Source organism: Peribacillus sp. SRI_006 (genome assembly GCF_057586375.1).
In genome coordinates, this window is record NZ_JBYCZT010000010.1 from 44,171 (window position 1) to 68,459 (window position 24,289).

The following is a 24,289-nucleotide window of genomic DNA, read 5'->3' on the forward strand; positions in this document are numbered from 1 at the left end:
AGGAAAAAGGTCATGTTAGGATACTCACCGATTTAACTCTTTTAGCGATCAATCTGCCAAATGGACATCTACTATCGTCATGAGAGGAAATCGGAACGTAAATAACTTGCCTAATTGGTTCATGCGAATCATTTTTCAGCTCTTTGGCCAAATAAATCAAGCATTTGACATAAAAAAGGGAAAAAATTGGTTGATAAAATTTTACAGTGTGATAGTTTGGTATAGTACTATATTTTTTTAACCAATTATTGGAGGGAAAACCGTGAAATTTAAGAATGTGAGTCGAATTACGGCGTTTGCACTAATTTTTGCACTGATTTTCAGCTTGATGGTTCCACTGAATTCTCAAGCAGCAGCTGCAGCACCCATTGAAAATGTAAAAACGATTAAAAATGGGGACACTCTGGACGGAAAGTTTGAAAAACCGGATGTTCAATGGTACCAAATCAGTCCCACAACAGAAGAAGTACAAAAGTTCTCCCATATTGAGTTCGAAGTCAATTCGGACAAAATCTTGAATATCTCCGTATATCAAGATAAAGAAAAAGCAGAAAAAGATGAGAGCAATTATATTGTCTCTGCTTATCCTGATGAAAAAGCTGTAGTCGATTTCCCATATGCATGGGAAGGCACATATTATGTTAAAGTTGAATATTTCGGCGATACGGATGATGAGGGAAATCCCATTCCGGATGCGGAAAATGTAGCTGAATACTCCATCAATGCGCATTCAGTAACATTGCCGCCATCTGCCGGGGACGAAGGGGAGGAGCTTGAAGCTTGCCCGGTTGAAGTGAGTGTAAACGATAAGAAAACGGGAGAATCCATGTTAAAAACACTCCGCGTGTTTAGAGATGAAGTTCTCACGAAGTCGGCTGAGGGACGCACCCTTTCCTCTTTATACTATAAAGCTTCGCCATTCCTGGCCCTTCACCTGGCTGGTAATAAAACGGCAAGGGAAGCCGTTTATAAACACTTAGTCGAGATTAAGCCGCTTATTGAGGATCTTAATGAAAATGGAGCAAGCAGTACGGCAGTCATTAGCAACAAGCAGCAAGAAGCGATCAAGGCCTTATTCAAAAAGTCGGCAGACGTTGCTCCGGCCGGATTGAAAAAGGATATGGACGCCATTGCAAAGAAAATCAATCTTGATAAGCTTGCAGGTGAGAGGATCGTCGATATCGCAAGCAAAGCGGGAGTCGAACTTCCTGCTTCGAAAAATGTAAAGAACAAATATATCGTCAAACTTAAACCTGGGAAGTCATTAAGCGCTGTCCAATCCAAGATAAGCGGAAAAGGATATGGAACATTATCGGCACCTAAGCAACAAGAGGTTCTGTATGATGATATGTATGTCGTCGAGTTAAAGAACCAAGCTAAAATGAGCACAGCAGCTCTATCCGGTATCGAAAAACTTCCAGAAGTGGAATATATCGAAGCGGTAAAAACGTACAAGGCACTTTCTGCCGACATTCAATCACCGTATCAATGGTCTTTGAATAACGCCGGCGGGGAAGAAGGCGTAAAGGGAGCGGACATCGATAACGAAAAACTGCAGAACCTTATCAAGAAACGCAATTTAAAAGATACGTTGGTAGCGGTTATCGACACAGGTGTCGATGATTCACTTGCAGATCTACAGAGTGTCGTTGAAATGGAGTCAGGTAAGAATTTCATCGATAAGAAAGAAAAAGCAATCGATGACAATGGACATGGTACACATGTATCCGGAATCATCGCTGCCAAAGCAGATAACGGTTATTCCATGCAAGGAATCAATCCGGCAGCTAAAATCATGCCTGTGAAGGTCTTGGACTCTTCAGGATTTGGAGACAATGAGAAAATTGCACTAGGCATTAAATATGCCGTGGATCATGGTGCAAAGGTCATAAACCTTAGCTTGGGCGGAGAATATAGCAGGACGATTGAATATGCCTTGAAACATGCCGCTGCCAAGAATGTAATGGTTGTCGTGGCAAGCGGTAATGATGGGATGGAAGGTCTTTCTTATCCTGCATCATCAAAATACGCCATATCCGTCGGTGCAACCAATGCCCTTGATTTAGTATCCGATTATTCCAATTATGGATCGAAGTTGGACATGGTCGCACCAGGGACAGCCATCCCAAGCCTTGTGCCTAACGGGAATGTTACTTACATGGATGGTACATCAATGGCAGCTCCCCATGTTGCGGCAGCCACAGCCTTATTATTATCCGGAAACCCTGGGTTGAAAGTGAATGAAGTAAGGGAAATCCTTCATGAGACATCGGAATATGTCGCTTTTGAAGAAGAAGATAATGTAGACCCTTATGAGGACTATGTACCGGAAGATGGCGAAATCATCATACCGGAAGAAGAACTTCCTGTCGGAAAAGATTTAGTCTCTGGATACGGAAGATTGAATGCGTACAGTGCACTTAGTACAGTGGACCTGAATGCTAAAGTCAATCTTGTGATGGATACGCAAACAAAACTGACTGGTTCAGCTAAAAAAGGGTCAGTGATCGAAGTGAAAAGCGGAAGCAAAACGCTTGGTAAAGGAACGGCGTCAGCCAACGGAACGTTCAGCGTTACGATTCCGGTCCAAAAAGCTGCGCAGCTGCTTACTGTGAATATCTCTGATTCTTCCAAACTAGCAGTATCTTCAATCAAAGTATTCGTGAATAAGGGTGCAACCCCTAACAAGCCAACTGTCAAAGCTTTAAGTGACAAAGATACGTATGTAACGGGTCAATCGCAAGCGGACATGAAAATCTCGATCAAAAATAGTGCCAAAAAAGTGATTGGTTCAGGTAACACGGACAGCAAAGGGAATTTCAAAGTGAAAATCAGCAAGCAAAAGGCCGGAACTAAACTTTCAGTCACGGCTACAGACTTAGCGAAACGTGAAAGCAAGGCGGCAACCGTGACGGTTCTCGATAAAACAGCCCCGGATGCACCGAAAGTGAATGAAGTAAGCGACAAAGCTACTTCAGTAACTGGTAAAGCGGAAATCGGTTCAACCGTTACCGTGAAGCACAGCAATAAAAACATCGGAACGGCAAAAGCTGATAGTAAGGGGAACTTCTCCATCAAAATCAGCAAGAAAAAAGCAGGGTCCGCATTATACGTCTCAGCAAAAGACAAAGCGGGCAATACAGGAAAAGCTGCAAAAGTAATCGTTAAAGATAAAACGGCTCCAGGAGCACCAAAGGTGAATGAAGTAAACGACAAAGCAACAAAAGTAACAGGTAAAGCGGAAATCGGTTCAACCGTTACCGTGAAGCACAGCAATAAAAACATCGGAACGGCAAAAGCTGATAGTAAGGGGAACTTCTCCGTCAAAATCAGCAAGAAAAAAGCAGGGTCCGCATTATACGTCTCAGCAAAAGACAAAGCGGGCAATACAGGAAAAGCAACAAAAGTAACCGTAAAGAAAGCTAAATAGTGACAGGGGAAGGCCGTTTAACTACATGTTAAACGGCCTTTTTTTTGTGAGAAAACGAATGAAAACACCGCTCGATGATATGCGGTGTTTTTGTCATGAGCGTGTCTTGTGCCTGTGCGTTTTCATAGCATGATATCAGATCTGGAGCTTCGTTTTTTAATTCTGAAACCTCATGTACTCGCCGTTCTTACATCATTGATCTGTTCAATAATAAATGTCAGGAGGAAATATAATGAAAAAATGAAAAAAGGAAGAGTAATAGCATAAGATATTATTTTAGCTTGCTCAATTGGGTTAGGAACGCTTTCGGTTGAGGCTGGGAATGAGCGTTTGGGGTAACTTCCTGCTTAAATCCAAATCTCTTGCTATGTGCTAAAAATGTTAACATTAACAGTTTAATGCATTATAAGAATCAATCTTTTATAAATGATTCCTTATTTTAAATGTATATACCTAGGGCGGGATTTTCGAGGGTCCATATATCCGCCGTTTATTTGATGTCCGAGAGAGCTTGCAATGACTACTGCTGCAAAGAGGAGGAGGATTTTCTTCAATTAAATATCTTCTTTCCGTTTTTTATTTTTAAAGATTACACCCAAATGCCTCTTTCTTCAACCCCCTTTTTATGGATGTCGAATTAATTGTGACAAACATTAAATGATCGTTTTTAACTAATGTATCAAAGATAAAGTAGATGGTATTAATTTAGAAGTGAAAGACTTTAAATAATTCACTAATATAGATGAGAATAATAAGAGGATGTGAATTTATGGGAGCCAGCTCTTGGGGGACTCTCATATGCTTTTGGATCCGCTAATTCCACCACTTCGATATTGAATTGCTCTTAAAGCATGAGTTTTTATCTAGCATGATGCAGAATATATGTAATGCATCGGGCGGCTAATTGGGATTACTGTAAGGCTAGGGAGATGACTGAAAGGGGAGGTCTTGATGCGGTAAATAGGGCAGAATGAAAAAACAATGCAGGGGCATGTTCGATTTAACTTCCCCCTTTAATTTGTCAGCTCATTTAGTGAATTCACTTCTCAGGAGGTAGACCACATCGTATTCCTTCAACTCGTCCATATGTCCTTCCGTATCACCATAAAAACCAGTGGAAAGTGAACGTATGCCTTCATTTCCGCTTGAGTAACATATACTCGCCAATGCAAGCTTGTTTGTGCTGTTTATTTTGAGTTTGCCAGCACTGCCCCATACGCTGGAATCCATTTCATCAATGGTTTCAGGATAAGTAACCGTATCCGTACCATCATCGTTTTGAATGCTGACGTTGAACATCGATCGTTTTTGGTCATCATCCGTTTTCGATGTCGTAAAGATGATTGTCCCATTCTTTTCAATCCCCGTTGTCATGCGTCCCATTTCAGGTTCGACAAGTTTGCCAAATTCATATTTTTCGACCCAGACGGACATCTCCTTGTATGTATCATCCACACTGAAATCGATAAGAAAGGAATGTTCACTTGAATTATCCAGGATGGCTTTCTCCCTTGCTGTCAGCTCTGGAACTGAAAGGATATTCACGGATTTTGGCTCAACGGCCTTACAGGCAACTAAGGAAAATGAGGGCAGGGAAAGGATGATGGATAAAATGATCTTTTTCATGATTATCACCTCTTGAATACTATTGACCTAATTAAATCCAATTCTAATATATTATAACATTATATTGAAAAACGGAATCGGAATGCGGCAAAAAAGGCAAGCAATCGGAATGCTTGCCTTTTTTCGTATTTAGAAAGGTTGGGAAAGAGCCTTATTGGCAACATCGACGTCATTTTGAAGCAATTGGTTCAAGTCGTAAGCAGGATAGAGATTTCTTTCATAAAGGTAGTTGAAAATCTTGGCATGGGTATCGATGGCTCCATTTAAATGTTTCTTAAATACCTTTCGAAGGGAAGGGGTGGCTGTTTCCGTAATCGCCATTGCGTAATTTTTGATAGATGATTTGGCAAATCCTAGCAATTCCCCGGCAGCGGCGGCCGATGCGTCATCTCTTGATGCATCGTCATCCCTGCCCGTTTTAGGCGTCAACGGGTAAAATTGCAGCAGCTCCATGATATTTTGGGTAAGGGTGTCGATCGTTTGCTTATATATCGTTTTTAGAATGGGGTCTTTTATTTTTGGATAAGCAATTTTAAATTTCATAAGGGCATTGGACTGGGCGGCAACCAACTCATGAAGCTCGAGTGTCTCATGCCAAGCAAGATGTGAATGGGTGGGTTGCATGTAAATTCCTCCTGAACGAATAATCTTGATACATTATTCGTTCAGTGGGCTATAGGTAAGTTGTTTAGTGAAATATTTATGGGAAGATCTGTCCCATCTTCAATTTCCATTAACAGTTTTGAAGGCCATGTTTTATTGATATTGTTCGAGAACAGAGAAGAATTTTTTGGCAAATTGGTAAAAAAGTTTTTCTGATGGAGCCAAGTCCCTGTTTTTAGGAGTGATGATGCCGACCGTCCGTTTGACTTCGGGCGTATCGATCGGGATCTTGACAGTGAGTCTTGGAATGACTTCATAAAAGGTACTGTCAGGGAGCAGACTGACTCCGATTCCGGCAGAAACGAGCCCTTTTATGGAATCCATGTCTTCACCTTCCGAGGCGATGTTCGGTGTGAAACCGGCTGCTTTGCACGCTTCGAGAGCGATAGTGTGAAAGATATATCCTTTTGGAAACAAGACGAAGGGATCATTTCTTAAATCACTTAGGCGCACACTCTTCCTATCAGCCAATGGGTGAGTGATTGGCAGTAAAGCGGATATGTTTTCCGTGAACAGGATATGACCCTCGATATCTGGATCGTTTGTCGGGATCGGTCCAAGGAAGGCTAATCCTATTTCGCGATTTTTGACAGCTTCCTTTAAAGAGGAATAAGATCCCTGTCTTAAGTGGAAGCCGATATTCGGCTGCTCATCTTTAAAAGCGGAAATGACGGTAGGCAGTAAATGGGTGGAGAGGCTGGTCGGGAACCCGATTTTAATGCTTCCGTGTTCAGGGTCCAAAAATTCCTCAATTTGATATTTGGCATATTCAATCGCCTGTATCGCCGTTTTGGCATGGATCAAGAAAATTTTACCAATTGGGGTTAACTGGATATTCCGGCCGACTTTCTCGAATAAAAGTACGCCAAGCTCATCTTCCAGTCTGGAGATTTGCCGGCTGATTGCTGATTGTGCGATATGCAGGTGTTCTGCGGCTTCTGAGACGTGTTCCCTCTCGGCGACTTCAACAAAATAACGTAATTGTCGTAGTTCCATTTATTCATCCTCCTGCCATTCATCTCAATTTGAGATGGATTCTACTAGAATTATATATTGTTTATATCGATTTGAAAACCTAGAATAAATGTAAGTGACATAACGGTGTAAGAATATGATGGGGGCGATTAATATGACATACAATCAAATACCAAAAGCACAAGGGCTCTACCATCCTGAATTTGAACATGATGCATGTGGGATCGGTTTATACGCTCATTTAAAAGGGCTTGCTACACATGACATCGTCAAACAAGGACTGAATATGCTGTGCCAATTAGATCATCGCGGCGGACAAGGCAGCGATCCCCTTACAGGAGATGGCGCAGGATTAATGGTACAGATTCCTGATGAATATTTCAGGCTGGCATGTCCGGAAATGAATTTGCCGGCAAAAGGACGCTATGGTGTAGGCATGCTCTTTTTCTCTAACAATGATGATGAACGGAATGAAATCGAAGCTCGTTTGAATGTATTTATCGAACAAGAGGGCCAAACGTTATTAGGCTGGAGAACGGTTCCTGTTGATGCAACGAAAATCGGGGAGGTCGGCAAGGAGACATGTCCGACGATCCGCCAAGTATTCATCGGGGCAAGCGTAGAGATTGCCGATGATTTAGCTTTTGAGCGCAAATTGTTCGTTATCAGAAAACAAGCTGAAAACTGGGCCCGGGAACGCGGCAATCGTTTTTATTTTGCCAGCCTTTCAAGTGCTACGATCGTATACAAAGGATTGTTGACGCCAGAGCAGGTGGATGCTTTTTATCTTGATCTCCAACAGGAGTCTTTCGTTTCCGCTTTCGCTTTAGTGCATTCCCGCTTCAGTACGAATACTTTTCCTAGCTGGGAACGGGCACATCCAAACCGTTACCTGATCCATAATGGTGAAATCAATACGCTTAGAGGCAATGTGAATTGGATGAAAGCGCGTGAGCAGCAGTTTGTTTCGGAAGCATTCGGGGATGACCTGCAAAAGGTCCTGCCTATTCTGGATATAGACGGCAGTGATTCCTCGATTCTTGATAATGCACTTGAATTCTTCGTGCTTGCCGGGCGTAAACCGGCACATGCGGCGATGATGCTCATTCCTGAACCGTGGACGGAAAATCCGCATATGACGAAGGAAAAGAAAGCATTTTACGAATATCATAGCATGCTCATGGAGCCATGGGATGGACCGACGGCCATATCCTTTACGAATGGCAAGCAAATCGGTGCCATCCTTGATCGAAATGGTTTAAGGCCGGCAAGGTATTATGTAACAAAAGATGATTACATTATTTTCTCCTCTGAAGTCGGCGTGATCGATGTGGAGCCGGAGAATGTATTATATAAAGATCGTTTAAGTCCAGGCAGAATGCTTTTAATAGATTTAGAGGAAGGTCGTATTGTTTCCGATGAAGAGATCAAGTCGGAAATGGCCCAGGAAAATCCATACCAGCAATGGCTGGACGAACAGCTTGTTCAATTAAGTGACGAAGAATCTGTGCTCGAAGGGGAGCCTTTGAGTGATTTATTATTCAGGCAAAAAGCGTTTGGATACACGTATGAAGATGTCCAAAAGTATTTACTGCCGGTCATTAACGAAGGCAAAGATCCACTGGGCAGCATGGGCAATGACATTCCGTTAGCGGTCTTATCAGATCGCCCGCAATCGCTTTTCAACTATTTCAAGCAATCTTTTGCACAGGTAACCAATCCGCCGATCGATTCGCTGCGTGAACAGATCGTCACGTCAACGATGACATTTCTCGGTGCGGAAGGAGATTTGCTGAAGCCGGATGAAACGAACAGCCGCCGCATTCAATTGGATTCGCCTGTTTTGACGCCGGGTCAAATGCAGCAGTTGAAAGAAAATGCCTATCCTGAATTCAGGAGCAAAGTCATTCACACTTTATTTTCAGAAGATTTAGAGAGTGAACTCGATCGTATCTGCCGTGAAGCGGAACAAGCGATCGCTGATGGTGTCAGCCTTTTGATATTATCTGACAAGGATATGAGCAAAGAAAAAGCTGCGATTCCTTCCCTGCTGGCTGCGAGCGCCCTTCATCAAGAGCTGATCCGCCATGGTAACCGTACGAAGGTGAGCATTATCGTTGAATCGGGGGAAGCAAGGGAAGTCCATCATTATGCATCCCTAATCGGGTATGGAGTGGATGCGATTTACCCGTATCTTGCCTATGAAACATATAAGCAGGCGGTATTGGAAGGCAGTTTGGCCACCAGCTACGAAGAAACGGTAAGGAAATATGTAAGCTCTGTGACAGAAGGCATCGTAAAAGTGATGTCGAAAATGGGGATTTCAACGATTCAAAGTTATCGCGGCGCACAAATTTTCGAAGCGGTCGGAATCGGTGCTGATGTGATCGAACGCTATTTCAGCGGTACGGCATCGCAGCTTAGTGGAATCGATTTGGTAACGATCGCAGATGAAGCGTTGATTCGCCATAGGAAAGCTGCAGCCGATTCCCTTGATGAAACGCTTGAAAGCGGAAGTGATTTTCAATGGAGAAAAACAGGGGAACATCATGCTTTCAATCCTAAAACGATCCATACATTGCAATGGGCGTGCCGGAAAGGCGATTATAATTTATTTAAGCAATATTCAAACTTGGCGAATGAAGAGAGACTTGGGTTTTTACGGAATTTATTCTCGTTCGATCAAAAACGCCAAAGCATTTCAATAGATGAAGTGGAATCCGTGGAAACCATCGTCAGCCGATTCAAAACGGGCGCGATGTCATTCGGTTCATTGAGTCAGGAAGCACATGAAACATTAGCGATCGCGATGAACCGTTTAGGCGGAAAAAGCAATAGCGGTGAAGGCGGGGAGCATCCTAGCCGTTACCAACTGGATGAAAACGGCGATAATCGCCGCAGCGGTATTAAACAAATTGCGTCCGGCCGTTTTGGAGTGAAAAGCCATTACCTTGTTAATGCCGATGAACTTCAAATCAAAATGGCGCAAGGTGCTAAGCCGGGTGAAGGCGGCCAGCTGCCAGGGAACAAAGTATATCCTTGGGTTGCAGAGGTCCGCGGTTCCACACCAGGTGTCGGCCTGATTTCACCGCCTCCGCATCATGATATCTATTCGATTGAAGATTTGGCACAGCTGATCCATGATTTGAAAAATGCGAACCGTGATGCCAGGATCAGCGTCAAGCTTGTGTCAAAAGCAGGCGTAGGCACGATCGCAGCCGGCGTGGCCAAAGGAGCCGCAGATGTCATCGTTATCAGCGGGTATGATGGCGGTACGGGTGCATCACCAAAAACGAGTATCAAACATACTGGTCTTCCTTGGGAGCTGGGTCTTGCCGAAGCACACCAAACATTGATGCTGAATGGCCTGCGCAGCCGTGTCGTCCTTGAAACGGATGGGAAGTTAATGACGGGACGCGATGTGGTCATGGCAGCTATCCTAGGAGCCGAAGAATTCGGCTTTGCTACAGCACCGCTTGTGGTCCTAGGCTGTGTCATGATGCGTGCTTGCCATTTGGATACATGTCCTGTCGGGGTAGCTACCCAAAACCCTGAACTTCGCAGCAAATTCACTGGAGATGCGGATCATGTCGTGAATTTCATGCGCTTCATCGCTGAGGAAGTCCGGGAAACGATGGCTGAGCTTGGCTTTAGAACACTGGAAGAAATGGTCGGCCGCACTGATGTTTTACAAGTGAGCGAGCGGGCGCAAAACCATTGGAAAGCGAAGCATCTGGACTTGACGACACTTCTTTTCCAACCGGAGGGGATTCGTACGTATCAACTCCCGCAAAACCATAAAATAGAAGAATCTTTGGATATCCGTGAGATTTTACCTGTTGTGGAGCCTGCTTTAAATGACCAAACCCAGGTGGATGTCAGCTTCCCGATTACCAATGTGAACCGTGTGGTCGGAACGATCGTCGGCAGTGAAGTATCCAAACGCTACGGTGAGGAAGGGTTGCCTGAAGATACGATCACACTTCGTTTTACAGGATCGGCGGGCCAGAGCTTCGGTGCGTTCATTCCAAAGGGGATGTCGATGTATTTGACTGGTGATGTGAATGACTATGTTGGGAAAGGCTTATCTGGCGGGAAGATCATTGTCACGGCACCTTCTGGAAATCAGATCGAGGCCGGGGACAATGTAATTGCTGGAAATATCGCCTTATATGGTGCAACAAGCGGCGAGGCCTACATTAATGGGCGTGCGGGAGAAAGATTTGCCGTACGGAACAGTGGAGTCAATGTCGTCGTTGAAGGAATTGGAGATCATGGCTGTGAGTATATGACTGGCGGACGCGTGGTCATTCTGGGCGACGTCGGCAAAAACTTTGCGGCAGGCATGTCAGGCGGCATCGCTTATGTACTTGCTGATGATGCAGAAGAATTCAAGGCATTATGCAATGGCGAAATGATAGAATTCGAGACGCTTGATGATATGGATGATGCCAACGAGGTAAAAGAAATGCTTTACAGCCACCTTCATTATACAGAAAGTGCCAAAGCATCGTATGTACTGGAGAACTGGGAGGATTTCGCAAAGAAATTCGTAAAAGTCATTCCGAAAGATTACAAACGGATGATCAAAAGCATCAATGAGCAGAAGCGTGCAGGGCTATCGGATGAAGAAGCGATCATGAGTGCATTCCAAGCAAATGCCGTTCAAGATAAAAAAATCACTAAACAAGCTGTGATGCAGTAAGGAAGGGGAGAGAAAGATGGGAAAAGCAACAGGATTTATGGATTATCCGCGAGAAAAACCAAAAGACCGGAATCCTCTCACTCGTTTAAATGACTGGAGAGAGTATACAGCTCCTTTCTCTGACGAAAAGTTAAGTACACAGGGAGCGCGGTGTATGGACTGCGCCACCCCTTTCTGCCATATGGGCATGGAATTGAACCGAGTCACTACGGGCTGTCCGATTCATAACCTTATTCCGGAGTGGAATGATTTGGTGTACCGCGGCAGATGGAAAGAAGCATTGGACCGTTTATCGAAAACGAATAATTTCCCTGAATTCACCGGGCGCGTCTGCCCGGCCCCTTGTGAAGGGTCTTGTACGGTAGCGATAAGCGATCCTGCCGTTACCATCAAGAACATAGAACGGACCATCATCGATAAAGGATTTGAAAATGGCTGGATAACGCCTCGCATCCCTGAAAGCAGGACCGGCAAGAAAATTGCCATCATCGGTTCGGGCCCGGCAGGATTGGCGAGTGCCGACCAGTTGAATCAGGCAGGTCATTCGGTCACGGTTTATGAGCGCTCAGACCGTGCAGGCGGGCTGTTGACATACGGAATCCCGAACATGAAACTTGAAAAGGATATCGTTGCACGCCGAATCAAATTATTGACCCAGGAAGGCATCGATTTCATTACCAATACAGAAGTAGGCAAAGATATAACAGCCGAAGAACTGCAAGATCAATATGATGCAGTCATCCTTTGCACAGGTGCCCAAAAGCAGCGTGACCTGGTAATTGAAGGACGCGGGGCATCAGGCATTCACCTTGCAATGGATTACTTGACTACATCGACTAAAAGCCTGTTGGACTCCAATTTTGAAGACGGCAAGTTTATAGACACAAAGGGGAAGGATGTCATCGTCATCGGCGGCGGGGATACAGGAGCTGACTGTGTCGCAACTGCCCTTCGCCAGGGATGTAAGAGCGTCGTACAATTCGGGAAGCATCCAATCCTACCGACGGCCCGTACATCTGATAATATGTGGCCGGCCTACCCGAATGTCTTTTCCCTTGATTATGCGTATGAAGAAGCGGAAGCGAAATTCGGTGCAGATCCGCGTCAATATTCAATCCAAACAAAAAAAATCGTCGCCGATGAAAATGGCAACGTTAAAGAACTGCACACAATCTCCATGGAAAAAATCAAAGGCGATGACGGAATGTACATTTTCAGGGAAGTTCCAGGAACTGAAAAAGTATGGCCTGCACAATTCGTTTTCATCGCAATCGGATTTGAAGGAACGGAAATGCCGCTATTAACTCAATTTGGCGTAGAAACAGTCAATCAAAAAATTGATGCCGTCTATGGCGAATACAGAACGAATGTCGAAGGGGTTTTCGCTGCCGGAGATGCAAGAAGAGGGCAAAGCCTCATCGTTTGGGCAATCAATGAAGGCCGAGAAGTGGCAAGAGAAGTGGACCGCTACTTGATGGGTGCAACCGTATTGCCTTAAACTCAAAAAAGAAGTGCCATTATGGCGCTTCTTTTTTTCTGTGGTGGGAAATATGTACTCACGAGTAAATGCCCGGAATTCACGAGTAAAGCGCCAAAACTCACGAGTAAATGCCCGGAATTCACGAGTAAAGCGCCGAAACTCACGAGTAAATGCCCGGAATTCACGAGTAAAGCGCCGAAACTCACGAGTAAAACGCCGAAACTCATGAGTAAATGCCCGGAATTCAAGAGTAAAACGCCGAAACTCACCTCACGTATAAGATGGTATACAAATTAGGCGAGCAGCATAAATACTGTTCGCCTAATTTACTTTCAGTCAGCTTCTATAGTCAGCTTCTTGAAGAACGCCAAGTGATGTGTGATTCAGTGCGTGGACAGCCGCTATTATTTTCTCTGTCTCTACTTCATCTCCTATGGCTTTATGCAATTTTTCTATTAGCTGGGGTTTTGTTAATGGGTTCCCAGGACTTCCTTTAGGTGTATCAATTCGTTTCGATAGTACGTCCCCACTCGTTGTGGTCACGGTCACAATTGTAAATCTTCCCACTGGGAGTGCTGCTTTGGAAGGCTTGATCGTTGCATCCGTCTCCCTATTTACTTTTTGCAAGGATTTTCTCCATGAATGGGGAAGAGGTTTCGATTCAAAAGAAGCAAAGGTCAGGGGCTTGCCTGTAAGCGCGAGCCATACAATATACTCAATCGAAAATCTTCCTTCTTCACCGGTTGAAGGGCTATGGTGAATCAAAGCGGAATCACCATTTGGAGGAAAGCAAACACTCACCGATTCAATATCTTCTTCCGACAAATCGTACGTCTTATGTAAAAAGACAGCTGCATCAGCGCCATGTGCCGCAGCAGAACAAAAAGGGTACTGTTTAAACCATAATCCCGGTGTTACGATCCGCCATGTCTTTCCCCAATTTTCCGTCAAATCGGGAACTCCATTTTCTGCATATACCTCAAAGAATCCATTCTTATCATTCAAAAAGTCGGGGTTGCTATGTAATCCCATCCGAATCCAATCAGCGGAATCCACAGCGTTTTTAGCAGCAATCCCTACATGGAGCGGCTTTATTACAGTGCCAAATTGGAGTCGTAAACCCGCCGATTGGGTAGCTGCAAGACTCATGGTTTCAGCTATTAAGCGTGGTGAGTATTCCCGTAAATACGCAACCGCACCAGCTGCAGCTATTACGCCAAGTGTAGCTGTATTATGCCAGCCTTTTGTATAATGATATGGGTTCATAGCTTCCCCGAACCGAGCCATGATTTCCACACCAACCACATAGGCAGCTAAAAAACGTTTTCCTGTCATTTCAGGTTCTCCAACTGCTAACAAAGCAGACAAAATGACTGCGCTTGGATGACCTCGTACGTCTGAATGTACATCATCATAATCTAGTAAATGAGCTTGAAAGCCATTGAAGAGTGCGGCCTGGGATCTTGTTGCATGTATGTGGCTTCCAATCAAGTAACTCGTCCCATTTCCGCCTTCTTCCAAAATGATTTGCTTTAAAATCTTAATTTCCTTTTCGGATTTCGTTTGATAGGAAACAGCAAGATAATCAAGAAGTCCATCAATTGCAGCTTGTAATACTCCTTCATTTACCAACGGATTGGAATGATAAATCATTTCAGATAACCTTTCCGTGTTCATGCACTTCACTTCCTTTTTTGCCTGGCAGATCCTTCCGTTTCATCTCCCATCTGCCGTAAAAAACGCTGAGTTCGCGGATTAAGAGAATGCTCAATTACTTGTTCTGGGGTGCCTTGTTCGATAATATGTCCGTCTGCCATGAATATGACATGGTCAGCAACTTCCTTGGCAAATTGCATTTCATGCGTCACGATCACCATTGTGGTATCCTCTTTCGCTAACTCCCGTATGACTTGTAAAACCTCATTAACCAATTCGGGATCTAGAGCGGAGGTAGGTTCATCAAATAAAATGGCATGTGGTTTCACAGCTAATGCTCTAGCGATGCTGACACGCTGCTGTTGTCCGCCGGATAAGGTAGCGGGGTATTGTTGGGCTTGTTTTTCCAAGCCAACCCGATTCAATAAATCAACGCCGATTTGAATGGCTTCCTCTTTTTTCATTTTTTTGCTGACAAGCAATGCTTCAATCACGTTTTTTAAGGCCGTTTTATTTTTAAAAAGGTTATAGTGTTGGAATACCATCGCTGTTTGCTGTCTTAATTGATAGGCGTCTTTCTCTTTATATTTTTGGGTATCCAATTTTACATCCTTGATTTCGATGGTGCCGCTGTTGGGCTTTTCCAACAAGTTCAGACAGCGTAATAACGTTGATTTTCCAGAACCTGAAGGGCCAATAATGGCGACAACTTCCCCGGTTCTTATTTCCAAGTTAATATCGTTCAATACTTGTTTATCATCAAAATATTTAGATAAGTTTCTTACTTTTATCATATGATCACCTTCTAAGTGGTTTGCTGAGCCAAATTTCCAGGTATTTTTGTATCCAAGAATAAAGAATAACCAATAGCCAGTAAATCAAGCCAACCACCAAATACGTCTCGAAAAAGCGCATGTTAGCGGATGCAATAATTTTTCCCTCTGCAAATAGTTCAGTAATTCCTAATGTAAAGGCAAGGGACGTTTCTTTAATCAAAGATATAAATGTATTCCCTGTTGCGGGCAATGCATTTAAAGCAGCCTGTGGTAATATGATTCGCGAGTAAATCTGCACTCTTTTCATGCCTGTTGCAAGGCCCGCTTCCATCTGCCCTTTGTCCACGGAGTTCAAACCAGCTCGGAAAATTTCTGCTAAATAAGAGGATTCCTTCAAACTGAATCCAATGATTGCCGCCGTCATTGCTTCCATCGTTGACAACGACGGGAATAACTGTGGTAAACCGTAATAAATGATGAATAATTGTACCAATGTTGGCATTCCACGGAATAAAGAGATATATAAGCCTGCCAATTGGGTGATTCCAAAAATATTGCTATTTCTTATCAAGGCTACTACAAGTCCGATAATAATGGCTAAAGCCATCGAAATGATGGCTAAAACCAGAGTGATTGGAATAAATTTTGCGATTTGCAGGGAAATTTCCAACATATATTGTAAATCAAAATTCATAATGCTTTAAAACCTCCGCTATGCTTATTCGCCGGAATTCGTGGTGATGTCTTCACCAAAATATTTATTGGACAGCTTCGCTAATGTACCATCTTCTTTAAGTTTTTTGATTTCTGTCGTGAATTCATCATTTAATTTTTTGCCTTTTTCTGTTTTGGTAAATGGATACCCTACATTTTCATAGGCCACTGGATCGCCAACCAGTTTTAGCGGAAGATCATTTTTCTTTATCTCGGCAACCAGGATTGGGCGGGAATTGATATAGCCATCTACACGGTTGTTAATGGCATCTTGCATCGCACCATCCCGGGTTTCATAGGTTCGTATTTTGATTTCGCCATTTTTATCATATTTTTCTAGGTTTGTGACGTTATTAGACCCCAGCACACCGGAAACGGTCTTGCCTTTAAGATCAGCCAAACCTTTAATATCATCGTTTTTTGTGCTTGATACAATTTGTGCACCATAATAACTATACGGCTCTGTAAAATTAAATTGCTCTTCGCGTTCCGGTGTTATAGCAACGGCATTCGCAACGGTGTCCAGTTTACCTGATCCCAATTGCCCCATTATCCCACTGAAATCAGAAGTGACCCACTCTACCTTGTATCCTAAATTCTTGGCGATGAGTTCTGTAAGTTCTACGTCAAAACCTATTAATTTACCATCCTCTTGATAACCATTTGGATAGCTTTGGCCAGTGGACCCCACTTTAATTGTTTTTTGTTCGGAATCATTGGCCGCATTCTCTTGTTTTGAATTGCCACATGCTGCAAGTACTAATATGAAAAGTAATGCAAGTCCAAGGGAAAGAATTTTTTTCATCGTAATTTACCTCCTGTTATTAAATGGTTTGATTATGTTTTTCGGTCCAAGCTTGATATTGTCCAGGCTGCAAGATTTTCCTCAAATAAATTGTGAGATGGCCTTTGCCTAAATCTTTTTGCCCGATCTCTTCAAATCCACTTTTTTCGTACATTTCCTTTAGCCATGGATGATTATCCGCGGTTCCGAGCGTAACCGCAGGGGCTCGCAGTTGCTTCTTCAAAATTTCTTCTTCGAGCCATGACAGCACTTTTTTCCCTATTCCTTGACGCTTATACGCAGGGTTTGTAGCGAACCAGCCTATGTGTGGCAATACGAGCGGGCCAGGATTAGGGCCCCAAGGCAACCGGATCGATACGGTCGAAATAAATGTCCCGTTTTCCTCCAGGACATATACCTTATTTTCGGATATATGCTTTATCGCTTCCTCCCTCGTGGCCGTTGCTGCAGAGAAGTGAATGTCCAACTCTCTTATACTCGCATAAGCATCCAATGTTAATTGGAGGAATTTATCCACATCTTCTACACGTACTTCACGAAATGTTTGACTCATCTTGCGCCTCCTATACTCTATCTAGTTAATTCCTCTTCGGGTGGGTGATTCCGTCTTTGAGAACTATCCGTCAGGTGTAAGTGTTTAAAGCTGGGAATATTGGTTGGCCGGTTTATCCAAGCCGAGATTCCCTCGTAATGTGTTGCTTTCATACTCAGTACGGAAAATTCCTTTCGATTGCAGTTCAGGGACAACAAGTTCTACAAAATCCGTTAAAGAATCAGGCAAGAGGGCTGGCATGATATTAAAGCCATCAGCCGCATTTCCATTCACCCAATCTTCAATCTTATCCGCAATCTGCGTTGGTGTTCCAATTGCGATATGATGTCCACGTGATCCTGCAACCCACTGATATGTCTGACGTAACGTCAAATTCTCATTGATCGCCCGTTTAACGATCAAATCATATTTACTTTGGATGCCGTCTACATGTTCTGGTAGCGTAATATCAGCGAACGGTGTATCCAAAGGGATGTTCGAAAAATCCACATTTCCAAAATATCTTCCCATAACAGCCAATCCTATTTCGGGAATGATCAGCTCCTGCAATGCCTCGTACTTTTCTTTGGCTTCCTTCTCGGTCTGTCCCACAATCGGGAACAAACCTGGCATGATGCTCAAGCTGTTTTTCCCCCGATTGAAAGCGGCCAATTGACCTTTTAATTCATGGTAAAATGAAACCGCGTCCTCCTTGTTCTCCTGGGCAGTAAAGACGATCTCTGCGTGCTTTGCTGCAAGCAATTGCCCAGGGCCAGAAGAGCCTGCTTGTACAATGACCGGATGCCCCTGGGGGGAGCGGGAAATATTTAATGGTCCTTTTACATTGAAAAACTCACCTTGATGATTGATTTCATGAAACTTGCTTTCATCAATGAATTGGCCAGTTTCTTTATCGATGACCAATGTATCGTCTTCCCATGAGTCCCACAATTTCTTGGTAACTTCAACAAATTCAGTCGCCCTTTTATAACGGAGTCCATGTTCTAAATGTTCTGATTTATTGAAGTTTACTGCAGTGGAGGCAAGGGACGTTGTGACTACGTTCCATCCAGCGCGGCCGAAGGTAATATGGTCTAAAGAAGCAAATTTCCTAGCAACATTAAAGGGTTCTTCGTAAGTGGTGGAGGCCGTTGAAACCAAACCAATATTGGAAGTCGCCGAGGCTAGATAAGATAACAAGGTCAATGGCTCGAATCGAGTCAGAATATTAGGATGCGAGTCCTTTGCAACTGACAAACTATCTGCCAAAAATAATAAGTCAAATAAACCTTTTTCGGCAGTCTGGGCCAACCCTTTAAAATAATCGATGCTCATATTACCTTTCGGATTGGCGTTAGGATGTCTCCAGGAAGCAACGTGATGTCCTGTTCCGGCCAAAAATACACCAAGCTTTACTGTTTTCTTTTTCATGTGTCAATTGCTCCTTTATGTCTTCACTTTTAAACGCAGGGGATTTATAATGGTAATATCCTTACTGGTTTACTATGAATTAATGCTGAAATAAAACCCGCTTCAGTTTAGAAGAGGGTTTCTTCCGACTATATATTAGAAATTGAATGCTTTTTTGGAGTGATACGTTAATATAATATAGAAATTAAATCAAATGGTAGCATCTTATATAATAAATTGTCAATGTTAAATATTCGGAATATACACATTTATCATTTCCGGAAAACATTGTTATGGTGCCCTAAATTAGAGCTCAGTCTTTATACGTTAATCAAATAGCTTATTTGAAAGCTGTTTCAATTGATATTCCTTGGCTATTAGCTTTCGTTCTTTACTATTCGGATTTTTAAGGAGATGGACAACCGTTGACCATGAGCAATGTAGAATTGGAAAATTATTTATTGGAATTCAGACGCGATCTTCATATGACACCTGAATTATCAAACCAAGAATTTGAAACGACTAAAAAAATTAAAGAAGCACTTCAAACTCAAGATATCAAGATACTTGATTTCCCATTGAAAACTGGTGTCGTAGCTGAGATAAAAGGGAGTAAGCCGGGACCTACGATAGCTCTTCGCTCCGATATTGATGCTTTACCAATTTTAGAGCAATCTGAGGTGGATTTTCCTTCAAGGCACAGCGGCGTGATGCATGCATGTGGTCATGATTTTCACACTTCCGTCATTTTGGGGACTGCTTTTTTATTAAAAAAAGAAGAAAGAGATCTATCCGGAACGATTCGCTTGATTTTTCAGCCTGCGGAGGAAACGGGGCATGGTGCAAGTGCTTTAATGGAAACCGGTGTGCTGGATGATGTGGATGTGATTTTTGGCCTTCATAATGATCCGACATTGCAAGTTGGGGAGTTAGGGACAAAACATGGCGCTCTGACAGCGGGAGTCGATCGCTTTGAAGTGCATGTTAAAGCAACTGGTTCTCATGCGGCCAAACCGGAAGAGGGTAATGATCCGATTATCATAACAGGACATATTATCTCAACGTTGCAAACCATCATCAGCCGCAATGTGGCGCCAAAAGAGTCCGCGGTTTTGAGCATCACCCAAATTCATAGCGGCTCAACGTGGAATGTTATCCCGGATAGTGCATATATGGAAGGAACCGTCCGCACCTTCAGTAAAACTCAACGAGAGTTCATTCAGAAACGTATGAAACAGGTCCTGCACGGTATTAGTGAAACATTCAATGCAAATGTTGAATTATCATGGCATCCTGGCCCGCCATCAGTTGATAATACGCCTGAATGGGCAGATTTGGCGCTTCAGGTTGGAGACACAGCAGGTTACACGACAAAAACCTTGGAAGCTAGTTCAATAGGGGAAGACTTCGCTTTTTACCAAGAAAAAATTCCAGGTGCTTTCGTCATGATAGGGTCGGGCGGTCCTTATGACCTGCATCATCCTAAGTTTATAGTAGATGAAAAAGCACTTTTTCCAGCTGCTTCTTATTTCCGCTTATTGGCTTTAGAAGCGTTAAAAAAAATTCCTGAATGAAATATTAGAAGAGAAGGTGGTCCAGTCATCAAAACTTATCCATTGAATGAGTCGGATCGTGATTTAATAGAGCTGCAAGTGCAAAAATTAGAGATCTTTACGAGGAAAATAGGCATCATGTTGGCGCTGCATTAAAAACGAGTTCAGGAAAAAAGTTGCTGCGGTACATATTGAAGCATAGATTGGCCGGGTTACTGTATGTGCAGAAGCCATTGCGATCGGCAAGGCGATATCGGACGGGGAAAAGGGATTCGATACCATCGTGGCGGTTAAGCATCCCTATTCCGATGATGAAGAAAGAGCTTTTAAAGTGGTTAGCCCGTGTGGGATGTGTCGGGAATTAATCTCGGATTATGCAAAAGAGTGCTTTGTCATCCTGAATATTAATGGGGAAACGGTAAAGACGAAGGTCGGTGAATTAATGCCGTATAAATACACGAGGGATTCATGATAAATGCAACGGAAAAAACACGCTTAGGGGAATCCTAAGCGTGTAAGTGTGTTATTTCAAACAGATGGCAAGTATTGTTCACAGATGGTGATATCATCGTCTTCTAGAACATAAGGATGTGTTTCCAGCAAAATGGTTTTCAGGTATTCTGGCATCCTCTCACCTTTGTACGCACAAATTAATGGAAATGACAGCAGATTTACAGCTTTGTCTACTGTTCTCTCAAATTCCTCTATGATATGCAGGGGCTCTTCCAAGGTTGCCCATTCCACATGTGCCCATGATCGGAAAGAGATTTTATTTTCGACATAGGGCTGAACCGTTTTATTAAAGTATTCTTCGATTGCAGGAGGATGATAACTGCCGCTTGAGCAATAGAAATCGAAGTTGTTCACAAAGTGAAGGAGCTTCATTTGATCTTTTGTTAACCGAGTGCTTAGTTCTTTATGGATAATGGGGTAAATACGGTCATTTTCAACAAGAATGACGTAATCCCCCGCCATGATGCCATCTTGGATATAACATAAAACTTGTTTAATGTAATTTTCCATTTCATTATAGGAATATAGCACATGAACATTTTTTTGGTCTTCGAACAACTGATTCATTTTGCTTTTCAATATATCAATCCTTCTTTCATGTATCGTTTCCATTATAATAAAATTCCATAGCAGGACAAAATGAGAGTTTTTTAACAAGGGCAAAAAGCAATCCTTCTCCATTGAAGGATTGCTTTTCCGTTTTATTTCAGCCGTTCGATCAGGTCGGTCATTTTATCCAAAGTGGTTATGTTCTGGTTGCATTTCATGCTGTCCAGACAAATATAATTCCCTTTTTTAATGAATGTCCCTTGGACGGTTCCTTTTGTTTCAGACATGAACATCCCTACTTCTTCAAAGCGGCTGCATATGGCACAGATCCCTTTTTTGTTGGCAGGTTTAATGGTTCCATGCAATCCGGTGAGTTTATGATGATGGGGGGCAATGATGAATTTCTTTCCGGATCCGACATCATCCCATCCCAGGTATGAAATCTCTCTCAAATCGATGTTTTCCAACAAAGGGGTTTTTAATTTCTTTGCTTTAGGAAATAGTTTTTTTATCGTTTTTTCGGTTACTTCTTTAAATGGGATCACAAATGGCTTCACCTGTAGTAGAAAGGCTTCAGCTTGTGCGGGATCTTTGATGGTATCCACTGGGTCCAGCAGTTGTTTTTGCTCTTCGCTCAAGTCACTGAATAAGCTTAGTACCCTTTCTTTGGCGACTGTTTTCAGGGTGTTGATCACATCCTTATCGTTGGCAGTCGCGTGTCCATTTATGAGAATTTGTGTTTGGGATTTTATGAAGTTATACTGCTCGCTCCTGATAAAAGGTTCCATTTTCTTCACTCCTGTTTCTTCAAGTGTTACCGTTTCTCTTTACTTTACATAAATTGCATCTGCTTTAAAAGGGGGGAAACGACTAAGAAACATACTCGGCATACAAATAGCACTGATATCATTATCAGTGCTACCCGTGTAATCTTTATTTAGAATATACGATTTTCTTGATGGTTTCCGCGGAGAGAAAATGTTCCTCGGCTAATTGATGGATGGAATGCCCGTCTTTGAAAGCATATTTTATAGAGGCATTTCGGTCATCGATCAATTCCCTTGATCCCGAACGGGTTCCCCATTTGTGATGGGCTTTTTCGGGTTTAGGGATATATATGGTTTCACCTTGCACATACTTTTGAATTTCAACGATCAGCTTTTCAGGTAAAACGGCCGTTGCTTTTACATACTTCATTTCTGCCAGCCCCTTATTCTTTATTAAGAATGAAATAAGGTGCAAAGCCGAATATTAGAAATGATAAGGCGGGCGATTAAATTTAGCTTAATTCAACCCCATGCAAAGTATCGCCTCCAATACTAGGCTTTGCATGAGACGCTGCAGAAGGTGGCATTAACATTCGTATTGCCATCTTTACACCTCCCCTTTGTGTTTCTGAAGAACACGTGTTGTTCTTATTATAAAATAGAATAGGGTGAGTTGCCAAACTTTTTCCAATGTTAAAGCTGAATCGGCGGGCTGATTGTTTGATAATGTTCTGAGTCCATGAAATAATTTGGAGGGAAACCAAACTAAACATTATGGGAGCTGACTTTATGAAAGTATTCGTAGTTGGGGCAAATGGGCAGATCGGTAAACATCTTGTAGATTTATTAAACGACAGCCCGGATCATAGTGTACGGGCAATGGTTCGCAAAGAAGAACAAAGTGAGCATTTAAAGAAAAGTGGAATTGAATCTGCAGTCGTCAGTTTAACTGGATCAGTGGATGAGATTGCGAATGCGGCAAAAGGCTGCGATGCCATCGTGTTCACAGCAGGGTCCGGAGGTAGCACCGGTGCTGATCAAACGCTGTTGATTGATCTGGATGGTGCAGTTAAAACGATTGAAGCGGCAGAAAACCTGGGAATCGACCGATTCATCATGGTGAGTGCTTTTCAGGCCAATAATCGCGAAAACTGGAATGAAACCATCAAACCGTATTATGTGGCCAAGCACTATGCGGATAGGGCATTGTTACAAAGCGATTTAAATTATACGATCATTCGGCCCGGCGGTCTGGTTAATGAACCGGGAACGGGCAAAGTGACCGCCGCCGAGGAATTGGAAAGAGGATCGATTGCCCGTGAAGATGTGGCCCGAACGATCCTTGCTTCATTGACCGATGAAAATACCTATAAGCGTTCATTTGATTTAATCTCTGGCGATACTGCAATCGCGGAAGCCTTGAGGAAAATTTAGCGTAAAACAGGGGCAGAGCCACTCAGTGGACTCTGCTTATTTAATTCCTTCGATATTCTTGATGACCTTCGCTGGATTTCCACCGACAACAACGCCTTCAGGAACATCCTTTGTTACGACGGCCCCTGAGGCGACAACGGAATGACTCCCTATTGTAACGCCAGGATTGATGATGGCCCTTCCTCCAATCCATACATGATCCCCTATCGTAACCGGTTTTCCGTATTCCACTCCAGAACTGCGTTCAAAGGGATCCAGCGGATGTGTAGCTGTATAGATATGCACTCCGGGAGCCAACATGCAGTCCCTGCCAATTTTCACTTCGCAAACATCCAAAATGACACAATCAAAATTAGCATAAAAGTTTTCCCCGACAGAAATATTGTATCCATAGTCACAACGGAAAGTGGGTTCAATATATACATTTAGCCCAGTGGAACCTAAAAGCCATTTCAGCAGTGCGGTCCGTTCATCTCCTTCGCTTTCCGTTGTCTGATTGTATAACCGGGTCAACTTTCTGGCATTTTCCCTATCTCTGATTAATTCCGGATCAGCGGCGATGTAAGGTTTCCCGCTCACCATCTTTTCTTTTTCAGTATTCATGTATGCGCCTCCTGTTTCTTTTTTTATATAGTTTGAAAAAAATATCTGAATATTAAAACATTTTTCCTGCAAAATAAATTGCAGTACTTTTTACTCAA

Annotated in this window: 18 protein-coding genes and 1 pseudogene; 6 read left to right on the top strand and 13 right to left on the bottom strand. The window is 43.0% G+C overall.

Annotated elements, in window-relative coordinates:
• Positions 1-262: 262 nt before the first annotated feature.
• Positions 263-3,430 carry an Ig-like domain-containing protein gene (locus tag AC2YHV_RS15645; RefSeq protein WP_487373557.1) on the top strand — a complete coding sequence of 1,056 codons (3,168 nt, stop codon included), beginning with the start codon at positions 263-265 and terminating at the stop codon, positions 3,428-3,430.
• A gap of 1,026 nt (positions 3,431-4,456) precedes the next feature.
• Here AC2YHV_RS15645 and AC2YHV_RS15650 read toward each other — a convergent pair.
• The 3 genes from AC2YHV_RS15650 to gltC form a co-directional block, all read right to left on the bottom strand.
• Positions 4,457-5,056, bottom strand: a complete 600-nt coding sequence (locus AC2YHV_RS15650; protein WP_487373558.1) for a hypothetical protein — start codon at positions 5,054-5,056, stop codon at positions 4,457-4,459.
• Between the two features lie 129 nt (positions 5,057-5,185).
• Positions 5,186-5,680 carry a spore coat protein gene (locus tag AC2YHV_RS15655; protein WP_057279168.1) on the bottom strand — a complete coding sequence of 165 codons (495 nt, stop codon included), beginning with the start codon at positions 5,678-5,680 and terminating at the stop codon, positions 5,186-5,188.
• 132 nt (positions 5,681-5,812) lie between these two features.
• Positions 5,813-6,715 (bottom strand): glutamate biosynthesis transcriptional regulator GltC, encoded by a 903-nt coding sequence (gltC, locus tag AC2YHV_RS15660; protein ID WP_048686286.1) that lies wholly within the window; start codon positions 6,713-6,715, stop codon positions 5,813-5,815.
• A gap of 133 nt (positions 6,716-6,848) precedes the next feature.
• On the opposite strand from gltC, the gene gltB reads away from it, so the two are divergent.
• Positions 6,849-11,399: a glutamate synthase large subunit gene (gene gltB, locus AC2YHV_RS15665; RefSeq protein WP_487373559.1), complete on the top strand. Its 4,551-nt coding sequence runs from the start codon at positions 6,849-6,851 to the stop codon at positions 11,397-11,399.
• Positions 11,400-11,415: 16 nt separating this feature from the next.
• Positions 11,416-12,897 (top strand): glutamate synthase small subunit, encoded by a 1,482-nt coding sequence (gene gltD, locus AC2YHV_RS15670; RefSeq protein ID WP_096340919.1) that lies wholly within the window; start codon positions 11,416-11,418, stop codon positions 12,895-12,897.
• Between the two features lie 318 nt (positions 12,898-13,215).
• Here gltD and AC2YHV_RS15675 read toward each other — a convergent pair whose 3' ends face one another.
• The 6 genes from AC2YHV_RS15675 to AC2YHV_RS15700 form a co-directional block, all read right to left on the bottom strand.
• Positions 13,216-14,556, bottom strand: a complete 1,341-nt coding sequence (locus tag AC2YHV_RS15675; RefSeq protein WP_403188522.1) for an MmgE/PrpD family protein — start codon at positions 14,554-14,556, stop codon at positions 13,216-13,218.
• 5 nt (positions 14,557-14,561) lie between these two features.
• Entirely contained in the window at positions 14,562-15,329 is a 768-nt protein-coding gene (locus AC2YHV_RS15680; RefSeq protein WP_283929513.1) for an amino acid ABC transporter ATP-binding protein, read from the bottom strand.
• Between the two features lie 4 nt (positions 15,330-15,333).
• Complete coding sequence (locus tag AC2YHV_RS15685) at positions 15,334-16,005, bottom strand: amino acid ABC transporter permease (RefSeq protein WP_057279163.1); 672 nt, start codon at positions 16,003-16,005, stop codon at positions 15,334-15,336.
• Positions 16,006-16,029: 24 nt separating this feature from the next.
• A complete protein-coding gene (locus AC2YHV_RS15690) occupies positions 16,030-16,830 on the bottom strand; it encodes an amino acid ABC transporter substrate-binding protein (RefSeq protein ID WP_187050188.1) in 801 nt (266 codons plus the stop codon).
• A gap of 19 nt (positions 16,831-16,849) precedes the next feature.
• Positions 16,850-17,383, bottom strand: coding sequence for a GNAT family N-acetyltransferase (locus tag AC2YHV_RS15695; protein ID WP_057279161.1), 534 nt, complete (start codon positions 17,381-17,383; stop codon positions 16,850-16,852).
• Between the two features lie 84 nt (positions 17,384-17,467).
• Positions 17,468-18,793 carry an LLM class flavin-dependent oxidoreductase gene (locus tag AC2YHV_RS15700; RefSeq protein WP_487373560.1) on the bottom strand — a complete coding sequence of 442 codons (1,326 nt, stop codon included), beginning with the start codon at positions 18,791-18,793 and terminating at the stop codon, positions 17,468-17,470.
• Positions 18,794-19,203: 410 nt separating this feature from the next.
• Between AC2YHV_RS15700 and AC2YHV_RS15705 the strand changes: the two genes are divergently transcribed.
• A complete protein-coding gene (locus AC2YHV_RS15705; protein WP_268565134.1) occupies positions 19,204-20,346 on the top strand; it encodes an amidohydrolase in 1,143 nt (380 codons plus the stop codon).
• A gap of 27 nt (positions 20,347-20,373) precedes the next feature.
• Positions 20,374-20,797: pseudogene (locus AC2YHV_RS15710) on the top strand (cytidine deaminase).
• 56 nt (positions 20,798-20,853) lie between these two features.
• Here AC2YHV_RS15710 and AC2YHV_RS15715 read toward each other — a convergent pair.
• From AC2YHV_RS15715 to AC2YHV_RS15725, 3 genes are all read right to left on the bottom strand, one after another.
• Entirely contained in the window at positions 20,854-21,450 is a 597-nt protein-coding gene (locus AC2YHV_RS15715; protein WP_487373561.1) for an MEDS domain-containing protein, read from the bottom strand.
• Between the two features lie 89 nt (positions 21,451-21,539).
• The gene (locus tag AC2YHV_RS15720; protein WP_034310600.1) at positions 21,540-22,175 is read right to left on the bottom strand and encodes a FusB/FusC family EF-G-binding protein; all 636 of its coding nucleotides are present in this window, start codon (positions 22,173-22,175) and stop codon (positions 21,540-21,542) included.
• 145 nt (positions 22,176-22,320) lie between these two features.
• Positions 22,321-22,584, bottom strand: coding sequence for a CD3324 family protein (locus tag AC2YHV_RS15725; protein ID WP_034310602.1), 264 nt, complete (start codon positions 22,582-22,584; stop codon positions 22,321-22,323).
• A gap of 359 nt (positions 22,585-22,943) precedes the next feature.
• Between AC2YHV_RS15725 and AC2YHV_RS15730 the strand changes: the two genes are divergently transcribed.
• Positions 22,944-23,588 carry an SDR family oxidoreductase gene (locus AC2YHV_RS15730; protein WP_487373562.1) on the top strand — a complete coding sequence of 215 codons (645 nt, stop codon included), beginning with the start codon at positions 22,944-22,946 and terminating at the stop codon, positions 23,586-23,588.
• 36 nt (positions 23,589-23,624) lie between these two features.
• Here AC2YHV_RS15730 and AC2YHV_RS15735 read toward each other — a convergent pair whose 3' ends face one another.
• A complete protein-coding gene (locus AC2YHV_RS15735) occupies positions 23,625-24,191 on the bottom strand; it encodes a maltose acetyltransferase domain-containing protein (protein ID WP_487373563.1) in 567 nt (188 codons plus the stop codon).
• Between the last annotated feature and the right edge of the window lie 98 nt (positions 24,192-24,289).

Coding starts and splice junctions, on each gene's coding strand:
- AC2YHV_RS15650 (WP_487373558.1), bottom strand. CDS start 5,056: ATGAAAAAGATCATTTTATCCATCATCCTTTCCCTGCCCTCATTTTCC.
- AC2YHV_RS15655 (WP_057279168.1), bottom strand. CDS start 5,680: ATGCAACCCACCCATTCACATCTTGCTTGGCATGAGACACTCGAGCTT.
- gltC (WP_048686286.1), bottom strand. CDS start 6,715: ATGGAACTACGACAATTACGTTATTTTGTTGAAGTCGCCGAGAGGGAA.
- gltB (WP_487373559.1), top strand. CDS start 6,849: ATGACATACAATCAAATACCAAAAGCACAAGGGCTCTACCATCCTGAA.
- gltD (WP_096340919.1), top strand. CDS start 11,416: ATGGGAAAAGCAACAGGATTTATGGATTATCCGCGAGAAAAACCAAAA.
- AC2YHV_RS15675 (WP_403188522.1), bottom strand. CDS start 14,556: ATGAACACGGAAAGGTTATCTGAAATGATTTATCATTCCAATCCGTTG.
- AC2YHV_RS15680 (WP_283929513.1), bottom strand. CDS start 15,329: ATGATAAAAGTAAGAAACTTATCTAAATATTTTGATGATAAACAAGTA.
- AC2YHV_RS15685 (WP_057279163.1), bottom strand. CDS start 16,005: ATGAATTTTGATTTACAATATATGTTGGAAATTTCCCTGCAAATCGCA.
- AC2YHV_RS15690 (WP_187050188.1), bottom strand. CDS start 16,830: ATGAAAAAAATTCTTTCCCTTGGACTTGCATTACTTTTCATATTAGTA.
- AC2YHV_RS15695 (WP_057279161.1), bottom strand. CDS start 17,383: ATGAGTCAAACATTTCGTGAAGTACGTGTAGAAGATGTGGATAAATTC.
- AC2YHV_RS15700 (WP_487373560.1), bottom strand. CDS start 18,793: ATGAAAAAGAAAACAGTAAAGCTTGGTGTATTTTTGGCCGGAACAGGA.
- AC2YHV_RS15705 (WP_268565134.1), top strand. CDS start 19,204: ATGAGCAATGTAGAATTGGAAAATTATTTATTGGAATTCAGACGCGAT.
- AC2YHV_RS15715 (WP_487373561.1), bottom strand. CDS start 21,450: ATGGAAACGATACATGAAAGAAGGATTGATATATTGAAAAGCAAAATG.
- AC2YHV_RS15720 (WP_034310600.1), bottom strand. CDS start 22,175: ATGGAACCTTTTATCAGGAGCGAGCAGTATAACTTCATAAAATCCCAA.
- AC2YHV_RS15725 (WP_034310602.1), bottom strand. CDS start 22,584: ATGAAGTATGTAAAAGCAACGGCCGTTTTACCTGAAAAGCTGATCGTT.
- AC2YHV_RS15730 (WP_487373562.1), top strand. CDS start 22,944: ATGAAAGTATTCGTAGTTGGGGCAAATGGGCAGATCGGTAAACATCTT.
- AC2YHV_RS15735 (WP_487373563.1), bottom strand. CDS start 24,191: ATGAATACTGAAAAAGAAAAGATGGTGAGCGGGAAACCTTACATCGCC.